Below are 20061 nucleotides of genomic sequence, written 5' to 3'. Positions count from 1 at the left end.
AATTAGGCAGTTTTAACTTTAGTACGTTTTAATCTTCTTTTTACGTTTCCTTGTACCACATAATGGTCTATTGTTGGAGCAAATACATTCATCAATAAGATTGCTAAAAATACTCCTTCTGGGTAGGCTGGGTTAAATACACGAATCATAATTGAAATAAAACCAATTAAGAAACCATAAATCCATTTACCTTTATTTGTTTGCGATGCTGTTACAGGATCTGTTGCCATAAATACAGCACCAAATGCTAAACCACCAATCATTAAATGTTCCCACCAAACAGTGTTCATTAATCCGTAGAATTTACTAGAATCTGTAATAATTTCTGCGGCTACAATTTGATTAAAAATTAACCCCATAACTGCTGCTCCTATAAATGTAGAAACTATAATTCTCCAGCTTCCTATTTTAGTAAAAATTAAAAAGGCTGCTCCTAGAAGAATTAATAATGTAGATGTTTCTCCTACAGAACCAGGAATAAATCCTGCAAACTTGTCCCAAGTAGAATAAATTACTTCTTGATTTTGTGCGTAACTACCTAAAATAGTTTCTCCAGAAATTGCATCTGCAGTACCAACTCTATTTACTGCATCATGAACCCATACTTTATCTCCAGACATCCATGTTGGATATGCAAAGAATAAAAATGCTCTAATAGTTAAAGCTGGGTTTAAAATATTCATACCTGTACCACCAAATACTTCTTTACCAATTACAACTCCAAATACAACTGCTACTGCTAACATCCATAAAGGTGTGTCGATTGGTACAATTAATGGCACTAACATACCTGTTACAAGGTACCCTTCTTCTACTTCATGACCTTTAATTACTGCAAAAATAAATTCTACAATAAGACCAACTCCGTAAGAAACGATTACTAAAGGCAATACTTTAATAATACCTATCCATAGATTATCCCAAGTTAAAAAAGAACCTAACACTGTAAACTCAGATGTAATACCTTGAGCTCTTTCTATAGCGGCATAATGCTGATAACCTGCATTAAACATTCCGAAAAGCAAACATGGTATTAAAGCCATAATTACAATATTCATTGTACGCTTTAAATCGTCTGCTGCTTTAATATGAGTTCCTCCGTGAGTAACCTCATTTGGCAAATATAAAAAGGTATGGATTGCGTTAAACGCAGGAGCCATTTTTGTTCCTTTATATTTCTCTTTTAAATTATGTAAGTTTTGTTTTAAGCTCATAACTTTATCCTAATTCTTCTCTCATTAAATCTAAACCTTCACGAATAATTTTCTGATGTGGTTGTTTAGATACACAAATAAATTCTGTTAGTGCAAAATCTTCTGGCGCTACTTCGTAACCACCTAAAGCTTCCATTTCATCTAAATCTTTATACATAAATGCTTTTAATAATTGCATTGGATAAATATCTAAAGGAAAAACTTGCTCGTAAGAACCTGTAACAACAAAGGCTCTATGCTCACCGTTAGTATTGGTGTTAAGATCGTATTTTTTCTTAGGGTTTAACCAAGAAAAGGTTAATGCTCTAGAAGTAGATACTTTATTAAAAACTGGTTTATTCCAACCAAAAAACTCATAATCATCTCCTTCTGGGATTGCAGTTATTTGATTGTCGTAATAACCTAAAAACTCATCTAATTTTACTTCTTTACCCGTAAGTACGTTTCCAGAAATAATTCTAGTATTATCGTTTTCTACATTATTAGCTACTAAATCTTCTATCGATGCACCAGCAATTGCTGTTACATATTGAGGTTTGCTAAATTTAGAACCTGTTAAAGCAACTGTTCTAGTTAAATTTAACTTTCCTGTTAAGAATAACTCACCAATAATCACTAAATCTTGTGGTGTAATAACCCAAACAACTTCACCTTTATTAATAGGATCTATTTTTGCAATTTGAGTACCAACATTACCAGATGGATGCGGCCCCGAAACTTTATGCAATTCTACCCCTGTTAACTTTGATAAAGGAGAAACTGAATTTGAACCAACAGACACGTGTACTTTACCAGCTGTTAATTTCGAAACAGCTGTTATAGCTGCTTGTAATTCTGCTTCTTTACCTGCAAGAGTGTAATCTAAGTCTGCTGCTAAAGGTGCACTTGCATATGCAGAAACAAATATTGCTTTTGGCGCTTGGTTTGGATTTGCAACAATATCATAAGGACGTTGTTTTACAAATGGCCAACAACCAGAAGCAAATAAATAATCTTTTACCTCATCTGCAGACATATTGTTTGCATCTTTAGTACCAAATTCTTTATATACTTGTGTAGCATCTGCAGCAATTTTAACTGCTAAAACTTTTCTTCTTGCCCCACGTATTACCTCTACTACTTTACCAGAAACCGGACTAGGAAATAAAATTCGTTCGTCACTTTTTGAATGAAAAAGTGATTCTCCTGCTTTTACCTCTGCACCTTCTTTGGCTGTAAGTTTTGGTATTATTCCGTGAAAATCTTCTGGCTTAACTGCATAAACACTACTTTGAGAAACCTTAGTAATATTTTTTTCTGCAACGCCAACAAGCTTAATATCTAAGCCTTTTTTAATACGAATGTCTTTTGACATAGTAAATTGGAATGTTTAGTTATCTAAAAAAATCAAGCAAAAATAAAGATTTTGACGATGAAGATTCACATAAATGAGGCTTAATCTTGGTTAAATATTCTTATTTATATTTATTCTAAATAATTTATTATTTAGAAAACCTTGTTGTTTTTTTAATAAAAATAAAAACATCCTAATTAAAATTGATATTTGAATAATTATTCTTATTAATTTTACAATTTTAATAAAAAAGGTACAGTCTTTGCTTTTAATAACAGCGTAATAAATTTAGTATTTTAAAAAATATGATAAAATTCATCCTTAAGAAATTAACTTTTATTTTTTTAATTTTTTGTTCACTTACAAATGCACAAAACATTAAAACAGTTCAATTAAGGCCGCTACAAGAAAACAATTTTGTTGCTATTGTTCCTCTAGGCACAACTTTAGAACTTTCTTTTGATGATTTAGATGCAGATAGTAAAGAATATCAATATAAAATAGAAAGAAAAACGCACGATTGGAAAAAAAGCCGATTACTTTCTAGCCAGTTTATAAATGGTTTTGATCAAAATACAATTATAAATGTTACAAATTCTTTTAATACATTGCAAAATTACACACATTATAAAGTTCAAATACCTAACACAAATACAGCAATTACTAAAAGCGGTAATTACTTAATATCGGTTTTAAATACTTATGATGAAGTTGTATTTTCTAGAAGATTTGTATTATATGAAGACAAAGCAATTGTGCCAGTTTCTGTTGTTAGAAGCAGAAATACGAAGACGTTAAATACACAACAAACTGTTCAATTTTCAGTAAACTATAACGGATTGAGAATAAATAATCCTAACCAAGAAATTAATGTTACCATTTTAAAAAATAATAATTGGCAAGAAACAATTAGCAATTTATCACCTACTTTTTATAAACCGAATCAGTTATTATATACTTACACAAATAAAACAAATTTTTGGGGTGGAAATGAATATTTAAACTTTGATAGTAAATTAATAAGAAATACAAGTTTAAATATTGTAAAAGTTTTAAGAGACGATATTTATCATCATTATATTTATCCTTTTACATATAACAAATACAGACAATATAGCTACAACCCTGATATTAACGGACAATTTCTAGTCAGAAATTTAGAAGTAAACAACAGTAACACAGAAGCAGATTACGCTTTAATGCATTTTACATTAGAAGTAGAAGAAATGTTTAAAGAAAAGGAACTTTATATTTATGGCGCATTTAATAATTTTACTATTTCTGATGACAACAGAATGTATTTTGACCCAAAAACAAATACATACAGAGCAAATATTTTACTAAAACAAGGTTTTTACAATTATACGTTTGCATCCGTAGGAAAAGACAACGTTCTAAACACCAACGAAATTAACGGCAGTTTTTTTGAAACAGAAAACGAATACACTGTTTTGGTGTATTATAAACCAATTGGTAGTTTGTATGATAGAGTTATTGGTGTTGGCAAAGGCTACTTTAATCAAAATAACTAATTTGTAAATTGATTTGTAAAAACAAATCAAAAAAACTACTTTTACTATGTATGATAGAATTAGTAACAAAAGGCATAAAAATTTCTGTAAAAACTAACTACAATGGTTCTAGTTATAGAAACAATAAGCTTCATCATGTTTTTTCTTACACTATATCGATTACAAATCAAAGTGAAAACAAGGTAAAACTAACAGATCGATTCTGGAAAATTTTTGATTCACAAAATCAGACTGAAATTGTAAGCGGAGAAGGTGTTGTTGGACAAACACCAATTTTAGAACCAAACGATCATTACACATATAAATCTGGTTGTTTTTTAACATCTAATATCGGCGCAATGAAAGGTTTTTACACAATGATTAACTTAGAAACTTACGAGCAATTTAAAGTATATATCCCAACTTTTCAATTAACAACTACCGCCTTATTAAACTAGCTAAAAAAAAGAATAAAGTTGCTAAAATTCAAGATCCTGCTTGTTTAAATTGCGGGCATCCATTTAGCGGTCACGAAAAATTTTGCCCAGAATGTGGACAAGAAAATAAAGGAGATAAAATAACTTTTGTAACTTTTATTTACGAAATGTTTAATGGTGTTTTTAATTTTGATGCAAAGTTTTGGAAAACTTTAATTCCGCTACTTACCAACCCAGGTAAAGTTTCTAAAGACTACAAAGAAGGCAAAAGAAGTAGGTATTCCAATCCTTTTAGATTTTACATTACCGTTTCTATAATTTCATTTTTAATTTTAGGTTTAAAAATTAATTACAAAAAATATCAGGCTTTAGTTAAGGCTGATGTTCAAAAAGAATTAAGTATTAACGAAAAGATTAACAATACAGAAATAGAAAGAGACTCTATTACTAAAATTGTGCAAAAGGAATTGGATAAGTCTATTATTCCGATTTCTAAAAAACAAAAAGAAAAAATTCTTGATGACATAGAAAAGGAAGAAAATGACAGTATAAAAAAGAAAAAAGCGAAAAAAAGAAATTTTAGTTTTGGAAAAGGAACTAGAATAGAAAAATTTTTAGAATTTCAAAAAGAACATCCAAAAACAGATGTAAATGATGCATTAGATTCTTTAAAATATAGTAAAAACTTTAACAATAGATTTCTATATCAAAGAGTAAAAGTGATGAATAAAGTAATGGACGACAATGATAGTTATGATAAGTTTGTTAACGAATCTCTGTCTTATATCTCTATTTCTTTATTTATATTTCTACCATTATTTACGCTCTTTTTAAAACTTTTATATGTTAGAAGAAAATTTACATATGTAGACCATCTAATATTTGTGTTTCATACACAAACTGTTTTTTTTATGCTGCTAACAATCGTATATATTTTAAGTTTTTTTATGAAAGTAGAAAACGCTTCTATTTTTATATTAATATTCTTAACCTACTTATTTTTAGCAATGAAAAAGTTTTACAATCAAGGCTACATAAAGACACTATTTAAATTTCTAATGTTGAATTTTGTCTACATGATTATGGCAGTTTTAGGTGTAGTTTTAGTTACTTTAATCTCTTTTGCAATTTATTAATTTACAAAATCTAAATACAACATATTTACAGAAGAACTTTCTTTTTTTACTGAAGTTACACTTACTGTTTCTACAATATCACGTTTCATTTTTAAAGATATATCTGCAGTACCTTTACTTTCATTCTGATGAAATTGAAGAATATTATCTTGCTCAAATACCGAATTAATAGCCAACCACTCAGAAAACCATATACGTCTTTGCGTTTTCATTTCATCAGTATATAATGTAGAGGAAGACCAAATTTTTGGTTCTTGAGGTAATTCTGTAAAATGTTTTTGCTCTCCGTCCCAAACCAATTCAAAAGTTTTTAAACTATTTTCCCAATCAACAAGAATCAATGTAAATGGCTCAATTCCTTCAAAATCAAATTGATTAATAAAAGAAACAGCATTAACTTCTGTTAATATTTTTTTAACGATTACACCTCTACTCATCTTGTAAGAATCTTTTCTTTTATGAATCGTAAAACCGCCGTTTAACAAACAAACCAATCGTTTTTTATCACTTAAACCAATCCATGTTCCGCCAGCAACTTCATCCTTAGGATATGTTAAAACCACACCATCTTCTACATAATCTTTAGGTGGTAATGTTTTTCTTAAAGGTGTTTCATCTCTATTAGACGTTAAAATAAAATTGTTATTACCTAAAGGAAGGTACGTAACTGTGCACATATTATAATTAAAATTTAATTATTAAAATTTTTACATTGAAGCTCTAAAATTAAATTATTCTCAATAAAAGAGATTAAAAATCGACTTAATTTATTGAAACAAAAATTGTAACTTTGAAACTCAAAATTAGTAGATTAAAACTTAAAATCATACAATATGGCAAGAGGATTTTTTAATGTTCCAAAAGCAGTAAACGAACCAGTAAAAAGCTATGCTCCGGGTTCTCCTGAAAGAGAAGAATTATTAGCAACTTACAAAACCATGTTTAACGACAATATTGATGTGCCAATGCATATTAATGGAGAAGAAGTTAGAACTGGTAACACAAAAAACATTACACCTCCGCATGATCATAAACATGTAGTAGGTCAATATCATACAGCAGACAAATCTCACGTAGAATCTGCTATTTCTACAGCTTTAGCTGCAAGAGAGGCTTGGTCTTCTGTTTCTTGGATGGAAAGAGCTTCTATTTTCTTAAAGGCTGCAGAATTATTAGCAGGACCTTACAGAGCAAAAATGAATGCTGCAACAATGATTGCACAATCTAAAAACGTACATCAGGCAGAAATTGATGCTGCTTGTGAAATGATAGATTTCTTTAGGTTTAATGTAGAATATATGACTGATATTTTTAAAGATCAGCCAGCATCTGCACCAGGAATCTGGAACAGATTAGAATATAGACCATTAGAAGGTTTTGTATATGCAATTTCTCCTTTTAATTTTACTTCTATCGCTGCCAACTTACCAGCATCTGCTGCCTTAATGGGTAATGTTGTTGTTTGGAAACCTTCTGACCACCAAGCATATTCTGCACAAGTAATTGTAGACTTATTTAAAGAAGCTGGTTTACCAGACGGTGTAATTAACGTTGTTTATGGTGATCCTGTTATGATTTCTGATACCGTTTTAGAGTCTCCAGATTTTTCTGGATTACATTTCACAGGTTCTACTTTTGTTTTTAAAGAACTATGGAAACAAATTGGAACAAACATTCATACATACAAAACCTACCCAAGAATTGTAGGAGAAACTGGTGGTAAAGATTTTATCTGGGCACATAATTCTGCAAATCCGTTACAAATTGCAACAGCAATTACAAGAGGAGCGTTTGAGTATCAAGGCCAAAAATGTTCTGCAGCATCACGTGCTTACATTCCTACTTCTATTTGGGGCGATGTTAAAAAACACTTAGAAGCGCAAATTTCTGAGTTAAAAATGGGTACTCCAGAAGATCCAACTAACTTTGTAAATGCAGTAATACACGAAGGTTCTTTCGACAAAATTGCCAAGTATATCGATATCGCAAAAGAAGATAAAGATGCAGAAGTAATTATTGGAGGTAACTACGATAAATCTGTTGGATACTTTATAGAACCAACTGTTATTTTAGCTAAATCACCAACATTTGCAACTATGACAACAGAGCTTTTTGGCCCTGTTATGACAATTTATTTATACGAAGATGCAGAATGGGAAGCTTCTTTAAAACTAGTTGATGAATCTACAGAATATGCTTTAACAGGTGCAATTTTATCTACGGATAGATATATTGTAGAAAAAGCATCAAAAGCTTTAGAAAACGCTGCAGGTAACTTCTATATTAACGACAAGCCAACAGGTGCTGTTGTAGGACAACAACCATTTGGAGGAGCAAGAGCTTCTGGAACAAATGACAAAGCTGGTTCTGCTCAAAACTTATTACGTTGGACTTCTGTTAGATTGATAAAAGAAACATTTGTAACACCAACAGATTACAAATATCCTTTCTTAGGATAATATATTTTAAACAAAAAAAAGCCTCATCAAATTGATGAGGCTTTTTTTTGTGTTTTTTTTTAATTTACAGAAAAAGTAGCAATTTGACCTATTGAAGTTGCACCTGAATTATCTGTAACATTCACTTTCCATGAATATGTTTTACCAGAAGTTACAGAAACATCATACATTTTTTCAGATAGAGATGTAGCCACAGAATTAATTACGTCATCTTCACCAAAAAACACTTCGTAAGTTAAAGTATCGTCTGTATTAATATCCGTAGCATCCCAAGTTAAACTTAAATTACCTGCATTTACTGTTGCATTATCTGTTGGTGTTTTTAAATCTGCCATAAAAGGAGCATAATTTGTTACACCATCACCTTTGGTAAAAAAAGCAAAAATTTCTGATTTACTAGATAGATTATTAACAACATCAATAGCACTTACTTGCCAATAAAAAGCTGTTGCCTTTTCTAAAGTTATGGTTGCACCTGTAGAAGAAATAGTTCTATTTTCTATTACTTCTACTAATTGCCTATCTTTAGCAATTATAAGATTATATTCTAAATCGTCATTATCAGGATCGATAGCTGCACTCCAATTAAATGCAATTGTATTGTCTGTGCATAACAAATCTTTAGAAGGAAATGTTAATTGAACAATACTTGGCGCTTGATTAGCGGGTTGTTTTTTAGAACACCTTACCAAAAAAAAGCTAATGCAAAATGCACAAAAAATAATTATTGATTTTCTCATTCTTTTAATAATTTAATGGGTTTCACATCTATTGATAATTTTAAAATATAGATTCCTTTTGCATAATTTTTAAACGGAATAGTTACAGAATTATCTTGCACCTTTTCTGTATTCTGATATACCTTCTTACCTTGAACATCAAAAATCAAAACGTCTATTGTACTTTTTTCGGTTCCTATTGGAAGTAATAACTCTACAGCATCTACAACTGGGTTTTTCAACAATAAAACATCTTCTATCGTTGTCTTAAAAACGCCCTCACATTCTTTAGCCGTTTTTATTTCTAGCTTACCACCTTCTTTAAATTCGACTTCAAAATTAGTATCGTTAGAAACTCTAACAAGTTTTTCATTTAAAAACACATTGTAAGGCGCAGTACCCTTGGCAACGTTAAAAGTATATTTTCTTAATCCGTTTTCTGCAGTTGCTTTTAAAGAAATTTGTTGCGCTGCTATAATTTCTACTTCAAAACATTGTGTGTATTCTAGTTCTTCTGTCTCTATACAAACAGTGTAAATTCCTGGATTTAAATTTTCAAACATTATTGACGAACCGCTTATTTGAGAATTTAAAACTGTTGAACCACCCGTTACAGTTACATTATAAGTAAAAGATGTTTGATTTACGTCAACTTTAATTATTCCGTCATTTTCACCTACACAAGTTTCTGACGTCGTCTGTACAGAAATATTACTTATATCAATTTCCGGCTCTGTTACTGTTATCGAGTAATCCTCTACTTCTCCCCACTCGGTTTTTTGATCTGCATCACATGGCCCATCTCCAAAACCGTCATCAGGATCATCATATTCTATTAAAACTCTCATGGTTGTTTTACCAAATTTAGCATCCGAAGGTACATTTATACTAAACGTAGCCGTAGAAATATCTTCTAGTTTTGTACCTAAATCATATCTTTCTGTTTCTTTATCAAAAATAAAATCTCTATTCCAATCGATAAAAACATAACAGTGATCTTGAAAACCTGCCGTATCAAAAGTTACTGTAATTGTATAAGTTTCATTTCTAAAAACGTTGGTATTAATAGCAGTAAAGTCTTGGTAACCATCTACGGTATCGTTGCCAGAAGTGTTATTAATAGAATTAAAAGTTACGTTTGTAATATGTTCTGACCCACCTGCTTCATCTGTATAAGTAGCAGCACAATATTCTGGTGTTTCTGTAGTAAACCTAAAAGGAGTCGAAAACGCCCCTTCGTTACAATTGTTTACACCTTTAACTCTCCAATAATATTCTGTATTAGGATTTAAATTATTAACTTGATAATTATTGGTGCTTGAAGTTCCTGAAGAAACTATATCTGTAAAATTAGAATTAGACGAAACTTCTACATTATAAGAACTTGCATTTACATCTTCTTGCCAAGTTAATATTTCTATTAACGAAACTTCTGTTGCCTGATTAGTTGGTGTTAACAAAGTAGTTACAGCCAAATTAGCATCAGTAATATTTAAATTTAAGTTTATTGTTTGATTAACACTTGCGCTATTTGCTGCTATATTAATTTCATAATCTCCTGCTGTAATTCCGTCTAAATTAGAAACAGACAATGTTACATTACCGTCACTATTTATAGAAGTCGGATTAAAACTAACTACAGAACCAGAAGGATTACCGGTTGCTGCAAATGTTACATTTTCTGAATATCCATTGATAAAATCTAAATTTAGACTATAATCTACTGTTTGATTTCCGGTGTTACAAGCAGACAATTCTCCGCTGGTATCTGTAATCAAAAAAGAAGGCGTTGTAGATTCTATTTCGAAATCTACTGAGTTTACATTATAAAATATATTATCTGCAGCTTCTACCAATATTCTGGCTTGTGTTGTAACATTATTAGGCACAGAAATTACTTCTGAACCATCGTTTGCTGTATTTGCTGCTAAAATTATTGGAAACGTTAATCCGCCATCTATTGACAATCTTATATTAACGTTAGCACAATTTATTGGCGCAACATCTGTTGTCCCTTTATTCCATGTTATTGTTTGAGAACTACCAGCATCCCAAACAGTTGCAGTATTTTGAGAGGTAACAGTAAAAGCATCTGCATCTTCTACAGTTACAATCATATCATCTCTAGAAGTTCCGCCACCTGTATTGTTGTTATCTCTAACCAATAAAGAAAAATTCATTTCTCTTGCTACGCTTGGTAAAACTTCCCAAGTAGAAGAAACGCTACCAGAAATAACTGTTGCCAACTCGGGCATGTATCTATCCGAAGAAACCTTAGAAGGTAAAGACCTAAACATAGGACCTACATTGTTTGTGCTATTTGGTGGCATTGCACCAACTTCGTTATCTGTTTGTTCCCAATTATAAGTTAAAGATGAAACGCCGTCTGCATCTGTAGCATTACCTCTTAATACAAAAGGTGTAGATTTAGGAATACTGTAATCTAAACCTGCACTAGCAACTGGCGCACTGTTGTTATTACTTGTTAAAGTGGCACAACTTGCAGTAGAAGCAATTACATTTTGCATTTGTTTTATACTAACTGCATGAAAATAATCATCACTTTGACCTTGTACATTTGGCGCACAAATACCAGCATACCCCATAATTGTAGAAGCACTTCCTGGTTCTACAGCAGTAGTATTTGTTCTTTGGCAATCGTTATTTTGTGTATGTGTTGCACCAAATTGATGCCCCATTTCGTGTGCTACAAAATCAATATCATAAGGATCTCCGATAGGCGAACTTCTACCTGTAACTCCTTTTGCTTTTTGACCAGTAACACAAACAACTCCTAAACCTGCTAATCCATCACCGCCAATACTAAAAATATGCCCAATATCGTAATTGGCTGTTCCTATCCTAGCATCTGCAATAGTTTGCACTTCATCAATCATCTCATCAGGATCACCATCTGTAATATTATCTGTATCTGGGTCTAAGAAAATTACTTCATCATTATTAGCAACTATAACCATTTTAACGGCTAAATCTTTTTCGAACAAACCGTTAACTCTCGTCATGGAAGTGTTCATTGCAGATAAAACTGCTGCCTTTTTTTCTGAATCTGATGCAGCCGCAGAAATACCTTGGTTATTTAGGTGAAACTGCGCATATTCTCCGCTACAAACTAAAGCCAATCTAAAAGTTCTTAAATTTCCATCGTTTAAAGATTTCGCAGCGATTTCTGATACAATTTGTTTGTTTGCAACTTCTTCTACATCACATTTAAAATGATGATCTTCTTCTTTTAAATCTGAGGTTTTATATACAATATATTCTTTATTATCTTTTGAATATGGATCTACGTATACCGTTTTACCGTTTGTAGAAAATATTACTGCATGAAATCCATCTAAACCAACACTTACTTTAGCAAAAGAGGTTGGATTTGTAATACCGATTGCTGTATACGATTTTATCGAAGGAAACTTTTCAGCTAATCCTTTTTCAAAATTTGAAGATTCTTTTAATTTAAAAAGCTCTAAATCTCCTTCTGAATTAGGTAATTTTATGGTAGTAAAAGCCGTTTTAGCTTTAGAATTTAAATTTGTTTTTACCTGGTTTACATCTAAATTATACAGAGAAAATTTATCTGGAAAATTTTTAAAACTTCTTAACTCTTTCTTTTGTAAAGTACTGTTATTTCTATCTATTTTTTGCCAGATTTCTTGACCTTGAACACCAAACGATAAACATGCCAAAAAAGCAGTTATTAATAATTTATTTAATTTTATCACCATAACAATATTTTGTAGATTAGGGGTTTTCAAATATAAGGAAATATTTATCTTTGTAGTCGATAATATGAACAGAAACATACTACTTAAAGACCTTAAAGTCAAAGATTATAAAGATACTTGGGATTATCAAACTAAACTTTTACAAGATATTGTAGATGTAAAAATTGCTAATCGAAGAAAAAACCTGAATCAAACTACGGATAACCACCTACTTTTTGTAGAACATCCGCACGTTTATACCTTAGGTAAAAGTGGAGATTTGAGTAATTTATTATTAAACGAGAAACAATTAGAAGAAAAAGGAGCTACATTTTATAAAATAAATCGTGGTGGCGATATTACGTATCATGGACCAGGGCAAATTGTAGGTTATCCTATTTTAGATTTAGAGAATTTTTTTACTGATATTCATAAATATTTACGTCTTTTAGAAGAAAGCATAATTTTAACAATTGCAGAATATGGTTTAAAAGGTGAAAGAAGTGATGGCGAAACCGGAGTTTGGTTAGACGTTGGAACACCGTTTGCACGTAAAATTTGTGCAATGGGAATTCGATCTTCTCGTTGGGTTACCATGCATGGTTTTGCTTTAAACGTTAACACCAATTTAGGTTATTTCGACAATATTATTCCGTGTGGAATTAGAGGAAAAGCAGTTGCTTCGATGGAAGCAGAATTAGGTAAAAAACTAGATTTAGAAGAAGTAAAATCTAAAATTTTAAAACATTTTAAAAATCTTTTTGAAGTGAATGAGTTTGTAATCGCAGATTAATTAAAATAATTACATTTCTTTGTCTAAGTCTTTATCTAAAGACTCGACAATAGCTTGTTCTGTTTTTTGAATTATTTCTTTAATAATTAGCGTAAATTCTTCTAAAGTTTTTTCTTTATAGTTAAAATACGGATCGTTAATATGATCAAATACATCTTTAACTTGGTGCTCTGCAATTAAAGAGTGTTTTGTATTGTCTGCATACAAACGAACACAAAAACACTCTTCTAAATACCTATCAGTTTTCCAATTTATTGCCCAAAATAGGTTTGGCTCATGTATTTTTAACTGAAAATCTTTATTTGTATTACTTTTATTTAATTGTAAAATCAATTTTTTAAATTCAGTAGATAAATTAGACGCAAGTATGTTTTTCTTATCATTCATTGGTTCTGTTATTTATCTAGAAATTTAACAAATACAAACATTTTACAAATTTTACTTTTCTTCGTTAAAGTACACTTTGTAATATTTCATTTTTTTCTCTTCGTCGTAACCTCTTTCTATATATTCTGATGCAGCTTCTGGCGCATCTACATCTAACTTGATATTGATATTAGTATCTAATTTTATTTCTGTTTTAAGTTTGCTTTTCTCTTTCTTTAAAACAACCCCAGAAACATCAAAATTATTTCTTATTAATACATCATTTAGATTTTCGAAGTGTTTTTTGTAATCATCAAACTGCTCTTTGTGTTTTTCGTCTGTAAAAACTTCGTCTTTAAAAGTAGCATAATCTACAGATTCATTTTCTTTAAAATAATCTACAGTATTTGCAAGAAAATTACCTTGCTGCTGCATACCTAATTCTGGTTTTATTACTTCTTCTGAAAACTCTTTACACATTTCTAAATAACTTTGCGTGTGCGAATTGTAATCGTCTGCAAGTTTTACATTTAAGAAATTATTGATCCAGTATTGTGCATCGTAATTATGATTATCTACAGAAAAAACCACGGTTCCTTCTGCGTCTGCAGTGTTTAAAATCAAACAACCTTTGTCTATTCTTTTTGTAGAAATTCCTTTTTGTACAACTACATCAAAACTCTCGTTATCGTCTAAATAGGTTTGAAAAAAATCTACTTTATTTTCTATCTTAAAAATACCTACAGCTTCTGTTAAAACATCTTTATATTCTATACCTTCTATAAAAACTACAATAACGTCTCCTGTTTTTATTTGTGCCGAATTAGATTGTTCGAACAAATGATTTACAATACTTTTAGAGTAATCTACAAAAGCCGCTTCTTCTTTAAAAATTTCTGATGTAAAGTTATTTAAAGGATCTAAACGCGCATCTTCATGATTTACAAAACGATAACTTTGGGTTAAATTACCAAATGGTTTCATTAAGAAATTCTTCATTAAATCGTAACTTTCTTGATCGAAACGAATTAAGTCTTCTGAGAAAACATTTTGACCGCTGTTAAATTTATTTGCTACTTTATGAAGAATGCATTTTGTAATTTCTGCTCTTGTTTTTTTAATCATCACTTAAATTTTGGAGCGTAAAAATAGAAAAACTTTACCTATGATTAAGATATAAATTACGTTTCTGTAAAAAATTAGTTGGCAAAAATTCTTAGCCCTGATTGAGTGGCGTGTCTGAGCTCTTTTTTGTTTTTCTCAAAAAAAGCGAGTAACGAAAGCAGGAAATAGCTTCTAAAAAAATTAAAGATCTAACTTTATTTGTTCTGGCAGAAGTTTAAACGTTTTTCTGTGGTAATTTGTAGCGCCAAATTCTCTAATTGCATTTCTGTGCTCTTTGGTAGGATAGCCTTTATTTTTTTGCCAATTATACATAGGAAACTCTTTATGAATTTTTGCCATATAATCGTCTCTGTATGTTTTGGCTAATACAGACGCTGCGGCAATACTTAGGTATTTAGAATCGCCTTTTACAATTGTTTTATGCGGAATTTCTTTATAGTTTTTAAATTTGTTGCCGTCTACAATAATAAACTCTGGTGTAATATTTAGTTTTTCGATTGCTCTGTGCATTCCTGTTATAGATGCTTGTAGCACGTTAATTTTATCGACTTCTTCTTGCCAAACAAAAGAAACGCCAAAGGCAATTGCATGTTGCTCTATAAATGGTCTTACTTCTTCTCTTTTTTTTTCTGATAATTGCTTAGAATCATTTAAAAAAGGATGCGAAAAATTATCTGGTAAAATAACTGCCGCAGCAACTACTGGCCCAGATAAACAACCTCTACCAGCTTCGTCTGTACCTGCTTCTAGGGCAAAACCACTATAATTAAGTTCTAACATAATGCAAAGAAAAGAAATTTTATTTTAGCTTTTTAAAAGAATGGTTTACTAGATTTTTATTGTTAAAAAAGTTATTTGGTAATTAACGTTTATAGAGATAATTAAACATTTAAATTTTCGTTTAATTATTTTACATTTGTTCACGAAGAAATTCTATATGAAAAGTAACATAATTTTCTCTTTTTTAATCTGTTTTTTACTAACTCAAAATCTATTTTCACAAGGTTTTGGACAAGGTGGTTTAAACGGAAACGCAGTTATATTAAGAGATTCTACAAATACAAGCCCAATTAATGTAACTTTATCGGGCAAAACAAAGTATACAGATTATAAGATTTTTTCTCATAAGAAAGACACTACTTATATTGATACTACACTAACGTTACAGAAAGAATATAAGTTTAATTACCTTAGAAAAGATTTATTTGAGTTTATAGAGTTTCACAATCAAGGACAAACTTTAAATAATTTAGGTTATTCTTTTAATAACATTTACAGGTTTCCAGACCTTGGTTTTACCGCAAAACAAGTAAGCTATTTAGATATAGACGATATTAAATATTACGAAGTACCAACACCAACTACAGAAATACTTTATAGAACCGGTTTGCAACAAGGGCAAGTTTTAGACGCGCTTTTTACACTAAACTTCTCTAAGCGATTAAATGTTTCTTTGTCTTACAAAGGCCTTAGATCTTTAGGTGCTTACAGGCAAGCATTGGTTAGTAATGGTAATTTTAGAGGTGCTTTTCATTACACAACAAAGCAAAATCAATACGAAATAAGAGGACATTTAACTACTCAAGATTTTTATCATCAAGAAAACGGTGGTTTAACAACGGCTTCTTTAGAAAATTTTATTACTGATGATGAAAATTTTCAAACAAGAGCTCGTTTAGACGTTAATTTAACCAATTCTGAAAGCGAATTTGATAGTAATCGAGTTTATGTAGAACACAGTTATAAACTGATTTCTAGCAAAGATTCAATAAACAATAAAGATTTTAGCAATTTAAAAATCGGCCATGTTTTTACCAATGAAAATAAAAGTTACGAGTTTATACAAAATACATTAACAGAAGATTTTTTTGGCAGTGCAAGCTCTTCTAATCCTGATGACAAAAAAGCAATTAGCAAACTCACAAACAACCAATTAAATTTAGAATTTAACTCTAAATATGTTTTGGGTAAGTTTAAAGCGAAAGCAGAACTAACTAATTATTCTTATGGTTATGACACCATTTTAAACAGTAATAGTAACATCAATAAATTAAAAATAGAAGGTAACGCTATTTCTTTTGGTGCAGATTGGAATGCTAAAATTAAAAACTTTAAACTAAATGCAGATGCTTCTGTAACACCGGGCAACGGTAGACTTTCTGGTAATTATTTAAAAGGGGAAGCTATTTTTGAAAAAGATAGTATTTTTAGTGTAAAGGGAACCTTATTATTAAGCTCTAAATCGCCAAATTTTAATACATTATTGCACCAAAGTGAATATGATGCTTACAATTGGCAAAACGAATTTAGTAATGTAAACACAAGAGATTTAGGTTTTGATTTTGCTTCTAAATGGGGTAATGCTTCTTTGAACTTTACAAACATAGACAATTACACTTATTTTGATGAAGATAGCAAACCACAACAATTTGCAAATCAAATTACCTATCTTAAAGTAAAGGCTAACAGAAAGTTTAAGCTTGGTAAATTCGCTTTAGACAATACTCTAATGTATCAAAATGTTACAAGCGGAAGTTCTGTTTTTAGAGTGCCAGAATTTGTTACTAGAAACACTTTTTATTACACAGATTATTGGTTTAAGGGTAAACCAATGTTGGTAAATATTGGTATTACTTTTAAATACTTTACAAAGTATAATGCAAATGCGTACAATCCGCTTTTAGCAGAATTTAGACTACAGAATGATGAACAAATAGGTTTTCCTACTTTTGATGTATTTTTTAATGCTCAAGTAAGAAGAACTCGTTTGTATTTAAAAGTTGACAATGCAACGTCTAGTTTTACCGATAAAAACTATTTTTCTGCACCTAATTATCCGTATAGAGATTTTACGGTTCGTTTTGGTTTGGTTTGGAATTGGTTTATTTAATATAAGTATTGATGAAAAGCCAACTTAAAAACAATTGGAAACTTTTTCTTTTAGCTAGTTTAACATTAGGTTTAGCTCCATTTAATCCGCCACATATTTGGGGAAAATTACAATGGATTTTGGGTGGGAATGCATTTTCTTCTGATACAGGAATGCAAGCTAAAGATTGGTTTGATGTACTTTTACACGGAACACCGTGGATTTTATTGATAATTTCTGGTGTTTTAAATATACCGAAGAAAAAATAGCTTTTCGTATTTTTAACTAAGTTGTAATTCCATTTTTGGTAATAATCTCCCCGGAATACTACTTTTTAAGTTATCAATAACTTTAAAACCATATTTAGTATAAAATGCTTCTGCATTAGGATCTGATAAAACTTGTAGTCTTTTTGCCTTTTTAGAAATAGCTATTGCATGAACTAATAATTGATGACCGATTCCTTTTTTAATATAATTTGGATCAATGAACAAAAACTCTAAAATATATACATCTGAATTAAAATTATTTAAAACGTAAAAACCTACATTTTTAGAATCCAATACATATTTACAAATATAATTTTCATCAAAAATTTTAGGTGTAATTGTTAAGTCTTCTCTCCAAGTTTCTAAATCATCATTAGAATAACCCCAAACTGCTTTAGATTGCATTGCAATTTCTGATAACTTTTCAGCATCAGAAATAATAGCTTTTACAATCATGTTTTAAAGTCTATTTTTTAACTAATTGTTTTATTTTGATGTTAAATGCAGCAAATAACAACGTCATAAAAGGACTTAACCAATTAAAGATTGCAAAGAAAAAGTACTCTGCTACAGAAACACCTAAAACTCCAGATTGGTATGCACCACAGGTATTCCAAGGGATTAAAACAGAAGTTACTGTACCAGAATCCTCTAAAGTTCTACTTAAATTTTCTGGCGCTAAACCTTTTTCTTCGTAAGCTTTTTTAAACATTTTACCAGGAACCACAATTGCTAAATATTGATCTGAAGCTGTAACATTTAAAGCCAAACAACTTGCTACTGTACTCGCAAAAAGTCCGAAAACAGAAGAAGCCAAACTTAATAACGCTTTGCTAATTCTAGACAAAGCACCTATTGCATCCATTACGCCACCAAAAACCATTGCACAAATTATCAACCAAATAGTTCCTAACATTCCACTCATTCCTCCCGCAGTAAATAAATCATTTAACTCGGCGCTTGTTGTTTCTACCGCAGAATCTACAGTAATTGCATTCATAACCCCTTTGTATGCAGAATTAAAAGAAAGCGAATCTGCACCTGCAACATTTAAAACAATTTCTGGTTGCGCTATAACTGCTACAACACCAGCTAGAAGTGTACCAACCAATAATGCAATTAAAGGTTCTGTTTTTTTAACAATCATAAAAATTACAATTGCTGGCACAATAAATAGCCAAGGCGAAATATTAAAAGCAGCATCAATAGCTGTTAATTTATCTGAAACATCGGGTGAACCAGTAGTTTCTATAGAAAAACCAATAATAATAAAAGCTAATAATGTTACTAAAATTGTTGGCACTGTTGTTAATGACATATATTTAATATGAGAAAACAAATCTCCACCAGCCATTGTTGGTGCCAAATTTGTTGTATCTGATAACGGTGACATCTTATCACCAAAATATGCACCAGACAATACTGCTCCTGCTGTCATACCTGGAGAAATACCTAATGTATTACCAATACCTACTAATGCAATACCAACTGTAGCAGAGGTTGTCCAAGAACTACCTGTTGCAATAGAAATTATTGCACAAATTATTACAGAAGCTGCTAAAAATATCGTCGGATTTAAGATTTGTAATCCGTAATAAATCATAGAAGGAATAATACCACTTATTAACCAAGTTCCTGCCAAAGCACCAACCATTAATAAAATTAGAATAGCACCCGAAGTAGATTTTACATTCTCTGCAACCTCTTCTATCATTTGTTTGTAAGACACTTTATTTTTGAAACCAACTATAGCTGCAACCGCTGCACCTAATAATAATATAAATTGATTACTACCACTTAAAGCATCATCACCATAGACATAAAAAACATTATAAAACAACATGGCCACCAAAGCAAAAACAGGTATTAAAGCTTCCCAAATATTGAGTTCTTTATTTTCTATAATGTTTTCGTCTTGAGGATTTGTTGGTTTGATATTTTGGCTTTCCATGTACTATAAATTTTGATGTGTAATGTTACGATTTTGTAAAGAATTACACAAATCTAAATTCTTGCTAAAACTGTAATTTAAAGCCTTTTTAAGATATTTTTTACTAATAAATTAAATTAGCTTTAATTACAGTTTACTATTTTAAAGAATTCGTTAA

17 protein-coding genes are annotated in these 20061 nt (G+C 30.6%); 7 read left to right on the top strand and 10 right to left on the bottom strand.

The genetic code is table 11. The features are described 5' to 3' along the window. Positions 1 to 2: 2 nt before the first annotated feature. Positions 3 to 1214: an NADH:ubiquinone reductase (Na(+)-transporting) subunit B gene (locus BXQ17_RS12870; protein ID WP_077811030.1), complete on the bottom strand. Its 1212-nt coding sequence runs from the start codon at positions 1212 to 1214 to the stop codon at positions 3 to 5. A gap of 4 nt (positions 1215 to 1218) precedes the next feature. After that, positions 1219 to 2568 (bottom strand): Na(+)-translocating NADH-quinone reductase subunit A, encoded by a 1350-nt coding sequence (locus tag BXQ17_RS12865; RefSeq protein ID WP_077811029.1) that lies wholly within the window; start codon positions 2566 to 2568, stop codon positions 1219 to 1221. Between the two features lie 284 nt (positions 2569 to 2852). Here BXQ17_RS12865 and BXQ17_RS12860 point away from each other — a divergent pair, with 284 nt between their 5' ends. The 3 genes from BXQ17_RS12860 (at position 2853) to BXQ17_RS12850 (ending at position 5631) form a co-directional block, all read left to right on the top strand. Next, entirely contained in the window at positions 2853 to 4079 is a 1227-nt protein-coding gene (locus BXQ17_RS12860; protein WP_149025909.1) for a DUF5103 domain-containing protein, read from the top strand. Positions 4080 to 4129: 50 nt separating this feature from the next. Next, positions 4130 to 4516, top strand: a complete 387-nt coding sequence (gene apaG, locus BXQ17_RS12855) for a Co2+/Mg2+ efflux protein ApaG (RefSeq protein ID WP_077811028.1) — start codon at positions 4130 to 4132, stop codon at positions 4514 to 4516. Positions 4517 to 4662: 146 nt separating this feature from the next. Beyond that, a complete protein-coding gene (locus BXQ17_RS12850) occupies positions 4663 to 5631 on the top strand; it encodes a DUF3667 domain-containing protein (protein ID WP_077811027.1) in 969 nt (322 codons plus the stop codon). Here BXQ17_RS12850 and BXQ17_RS12845 read toward each other — a convergent pair. Continuing rightward, complete coding sequence (locus BXQ17_RS12845; RefSeq protein ID WP_077811026.1) at positions 5628 to 6308, bottom strand: NRDE family protein; 681 nt, start codon at positions 6306 to 6308, stop codon at positions 5628 to 5630. The genes BXQ17_RS12850 and BXQ17_RS12845 overlap by 4 nt on opposite strands. A gap of 156 nt (positions 6309 to 6464) precedes the next feature. Between BXQ17_RS12845 and pruA the strand changes: the two genes are divergently transcribed. Continuing rightward, the gene (pruA, locus tag BXQ17_RS12840; RefSeq protein WP_077811025.1) at positions 6465 to 8090 is read left to right on the top strand and encodes an L-glutamate gamma-semialdehyde dehydrogenase; all 1626 of its coding nucleotides are present in this window, start codon (positions 6465 to 6467) and stop codon (positions 8088 to 8090) included. A gap of 59 nt (positions 8091 to 8149) precedes the next feature. Here pruA and BXQ17_RS12835 read toward each other — a convergent pair whose 3' ends face one another. Next, positions 8150 to 8830, bottom strand: coding sequence for a hypothetical protein (locus tag BXQ17_RS12835; protein WP_077811024.1), 681 nt, complete (start codon positions 8828 to 8830; stop codon positions 8150 to 8152). Next, on the bottom strand, positions 8827 to 12552 hold the full coding sequence (locus BXQ17_RS12830) for a reprolysin-like metallopeptidase (protein WP_077811023.1): 3726 nt from the start codon (positions 12550 to 12552) through the stop codon (positions 8827 to 8829). The genes BXQ17_RS12835 and BXQ17_RS12830 overlap by 4 nt, the downstream gene beginning before the upstream one ends. 64 nt (positions 12553 to 12616) lie before the next feature. On the opposite strand from BXQ17_RS12830, the gene lipB reads away from it, so the two are divergent. After that, on the top strand, positions 12617 to 13324 hold the full coding sequence (lipB, locus tag BXQ17_RS12825; RefSeq protein ID WP_077811022.1) for a lipoyl(octanoyl) transferase LipB: 708 nt from the start codon (positions 12617 to 12619) through the stop codon (positions 13322 to 13324). Between the two features lie 9 nt (positions 13325 to 13333). Here the strand turns inward: lipB and BXQ17_RS12820 are convergent, their stop codons facing one another. The 3 genes from BXQ17_RS12820 to BXQ17_RS12810 all read right to left on the bottom strand — a co-directional run bounded on the left by BXQ17_RS12820 (position 13334) and on the right by BXQ17_RS12810 (position 15595). After that, positions 13334 to 13711 carry a hypothetical protein gene (locus tag BXQ17_RS12820; RefSeq protein WP_077811021.1) on the bottom strand — a complete coding sequence of 126 codons (378 nt, stop codon included), beginning with the start codon at positions 13709 to 13711 and terminating at the stop codon, positions 13334 to 13336. A gap of 51 nt (positions 13712 to 13762) precedes the next feature. Beyond that, entirely contained in the window at positions 13763 to 14815 is a 1053-nt protein-coding gene (locus tag BXQ17_RS12815; protein ID WP_077811020.1) for a nucleoid-associated protein, read from the bottom strand. Positions 14816 to 14995: 180 nt separating this feature from the next. Beyond that, the gene (locus BXQ17_RS12810) at positions 14996 to 15595 is read right to left on the bottom strand and encodes a ribonuclease HII (RefSeq protein WP_077811019.1); all 600 of its coding nucleotides are present in this window, start codon (positions 15593 to 15595) and stop codon (positions 14996 to 14998) included. Between the two features lie 157 nt (positions 15596 to 15752). Here BXQ17_RS12810 and BXQ17_RS12805 point away from each other — a divergent pair, with 157 nt between their 5' ends. Both BXQ17_RS12805 and BXQ17_RS12800 read left to right on the top strand, forming a co-directional pair. Then, positions 15753 to 17705 (top strand): putative porin, encoded by a 1953-nt coding sequence (locus tag BXQ17_RS12805; RefSeq protein ID WP_077811018.1) that lies wholly within the window; start codon positions 15753 to 15755, stop codon positions 17703 to 17705. Between the two features lie 11 nt (positions 17706 to 17716). Continuing rightward, positions 17717 to 17953, top strand: a complete 237-nt coding sequence (locus tag BXQ17_RS12800; protein ID WP_077811017.1) for a hypothetical protein — start codon at positions 17717 to 17719, stop codon at positions 17951 to 17953. A 12-nt stretch (positions 17954 to 17965) separates the two neighbouring features. On the opposite strand, the gene BXQ17_RS12795 is transcribed toward BXQ17_RS12800, so the two are convergent. Both BXQ17_RS12795 and nhaC read right to left on the bottom strand, forming a co-directional pair. Beyond that, on the bottom strand, positions 17966 to 18409 hold the full coding sequence (locus tag BXQ17_RS12795; protein ID WP_077811016.1) for a GNAT family N-acetyltransferase: 444 nt from the start codon (positions 18407 to 18409) through the stop codon (positions 17966 to 17968). A gap of 10 nt (positions 18410 to 18419) precedes the next feature. Beyond that, positions 18420 to 19904 carry a Na+/H+ antiporter NhaC gene (gene nhaC / locus BXQ17_RS12790; RefSeq protein ID WP_077811015.1) on the bottom strand — a complete coding sequence of 495 codons (1485 nt, stop codon included), beginning with the start codon at positions 19902 to 19904 and terminating at the stop codon, positions 18420 to 18422. Positions 19905 to 20061 lie beyond the last annotated feature (157 nt).

It is taken from the genome of Polaribacter sp. BM10 (assembly GCF_002005425.1).
Classification (GTDB): Bacteria; Bacteroidota; Bacteroidia; order Flavobacteriales; family Flavobacteriaceae; genus Polaribacter; species Polaribacter marinaquae.
This window is presented reverse-complemented; position numbering and strand designations above follow the sequence as displayed.

Coding starts and splice junctions, on each gene's coding strand:
- BXQ17_RS12860 (WP_149025909.1), top strand. CDS start 2,853: ATGATAAAATTCATCCTTAAGAAATTAACTTTTATTTTTTTAATTTTT.
- BXQ17_RS12795 (WP_077811016.1), bottom strand. CDS start 18,409: ATGATTGTAAAAGCTATTATTTCTGATGCTGAAAAGTTATCAGAAATT.
- BXQ17_RS12865 (WP_077811029.1), bottom strand. CDS start 2,568: ATGTCAAAAGACATTCGTATTAAAAAAGGCTTAGATATTAAGCTTGTT.
- BXQ17_RS12815 (WP_077811020.1), bottom strand. CDS start 14,815: ATGATTAAAAAAACAAGAGCAGAAATTACAAAATGCATTCTTCATAAA.
- BXQ17_RS12800 (WP_077811017.1), top strand. CDS start 17,717: ATGAAAAGCCAACTTAAAAACAATTGGAAACTTTTTCTTTTAGCTAGT.
- lipB (WP_077811022.1), top strand. CDS start 12,617: ATGAACAGAAACATACTACTTAAAGACCTTAAAGTCAAAGATTATAAA.
- pruA (WP_077811025.1), top strand. CDS start 6,465: ATGGCAAGAGGATTTTTTAATGTTCCAAAAGCAGTAAACGAACCAGTA.
- BXQ17_RS12850 (WP_077811027.1), top strand. CDS start 4,663: ATGTTTAATGGTGTTTTTAATTTTGATGCAAAGTTTTGGAAAACTTTA.
- apaG (WP_077811028.1), top strand. CDS start 4,130: ATGATAGAATTAGTAACAAAAGGCATAAAAATTTCTGTAAAAACTAAC.
- BXQ17_RS12830 (WP_077811023.1), bottom strand. CDS start 12,552: ATGGTGATAAAATTAAATAAATTATTAATAACTGCTTTTTTGGCATGT.
- BXQ17_RS12835 (WP_077811024.1), bottom strand. CDS start 8,830: ATGAGAAAATCAATAATTATTTTTTGTGCATTTTGCATTAGCTTTTTT.
- BXQ17_RS12820 (WP_077811021.1), bottom strand. CDS start 13,711: ATGAATGATAAGAAAAACATACTTGCGTCTAATTTATCTACTGAATTT.
- nhaC (WP_077811015.1), bottom strand. CDS start 19,904: ATGGAAAGCCAAAATATCAAACCAACAAATCCTCAAGACGAAAACATT.
- BXQ17_RS12805 (WP_077811018.1), top strand. CDS start 15,753: ATGAAAAGTAACATAATTTTCTCTTTTTTAATCTGTTTTTTACTAACT.
- BXQ17_RS12845 (WP_077811026.1), bottom strand. CDS start 6,308: ATGTGCACAGTTACGTACCTTCCTTTAGGTAATAACAATTTTATTTTA.
- BXQ17_RS12870 (WP_077811030.1), bottom strand. CDS start 1,214: ATGAGCTTAAAACAAAACTTACATAATTTAAAAGAGAAATATAAAGGA.
- BXQ17_RS12810 (WP_077811019.1), bottom strand. CDS start 15,595: ATGTTAGAACTTAATTATAGTGGTTTTGCCCTAGAAGCAGGTACAGAC.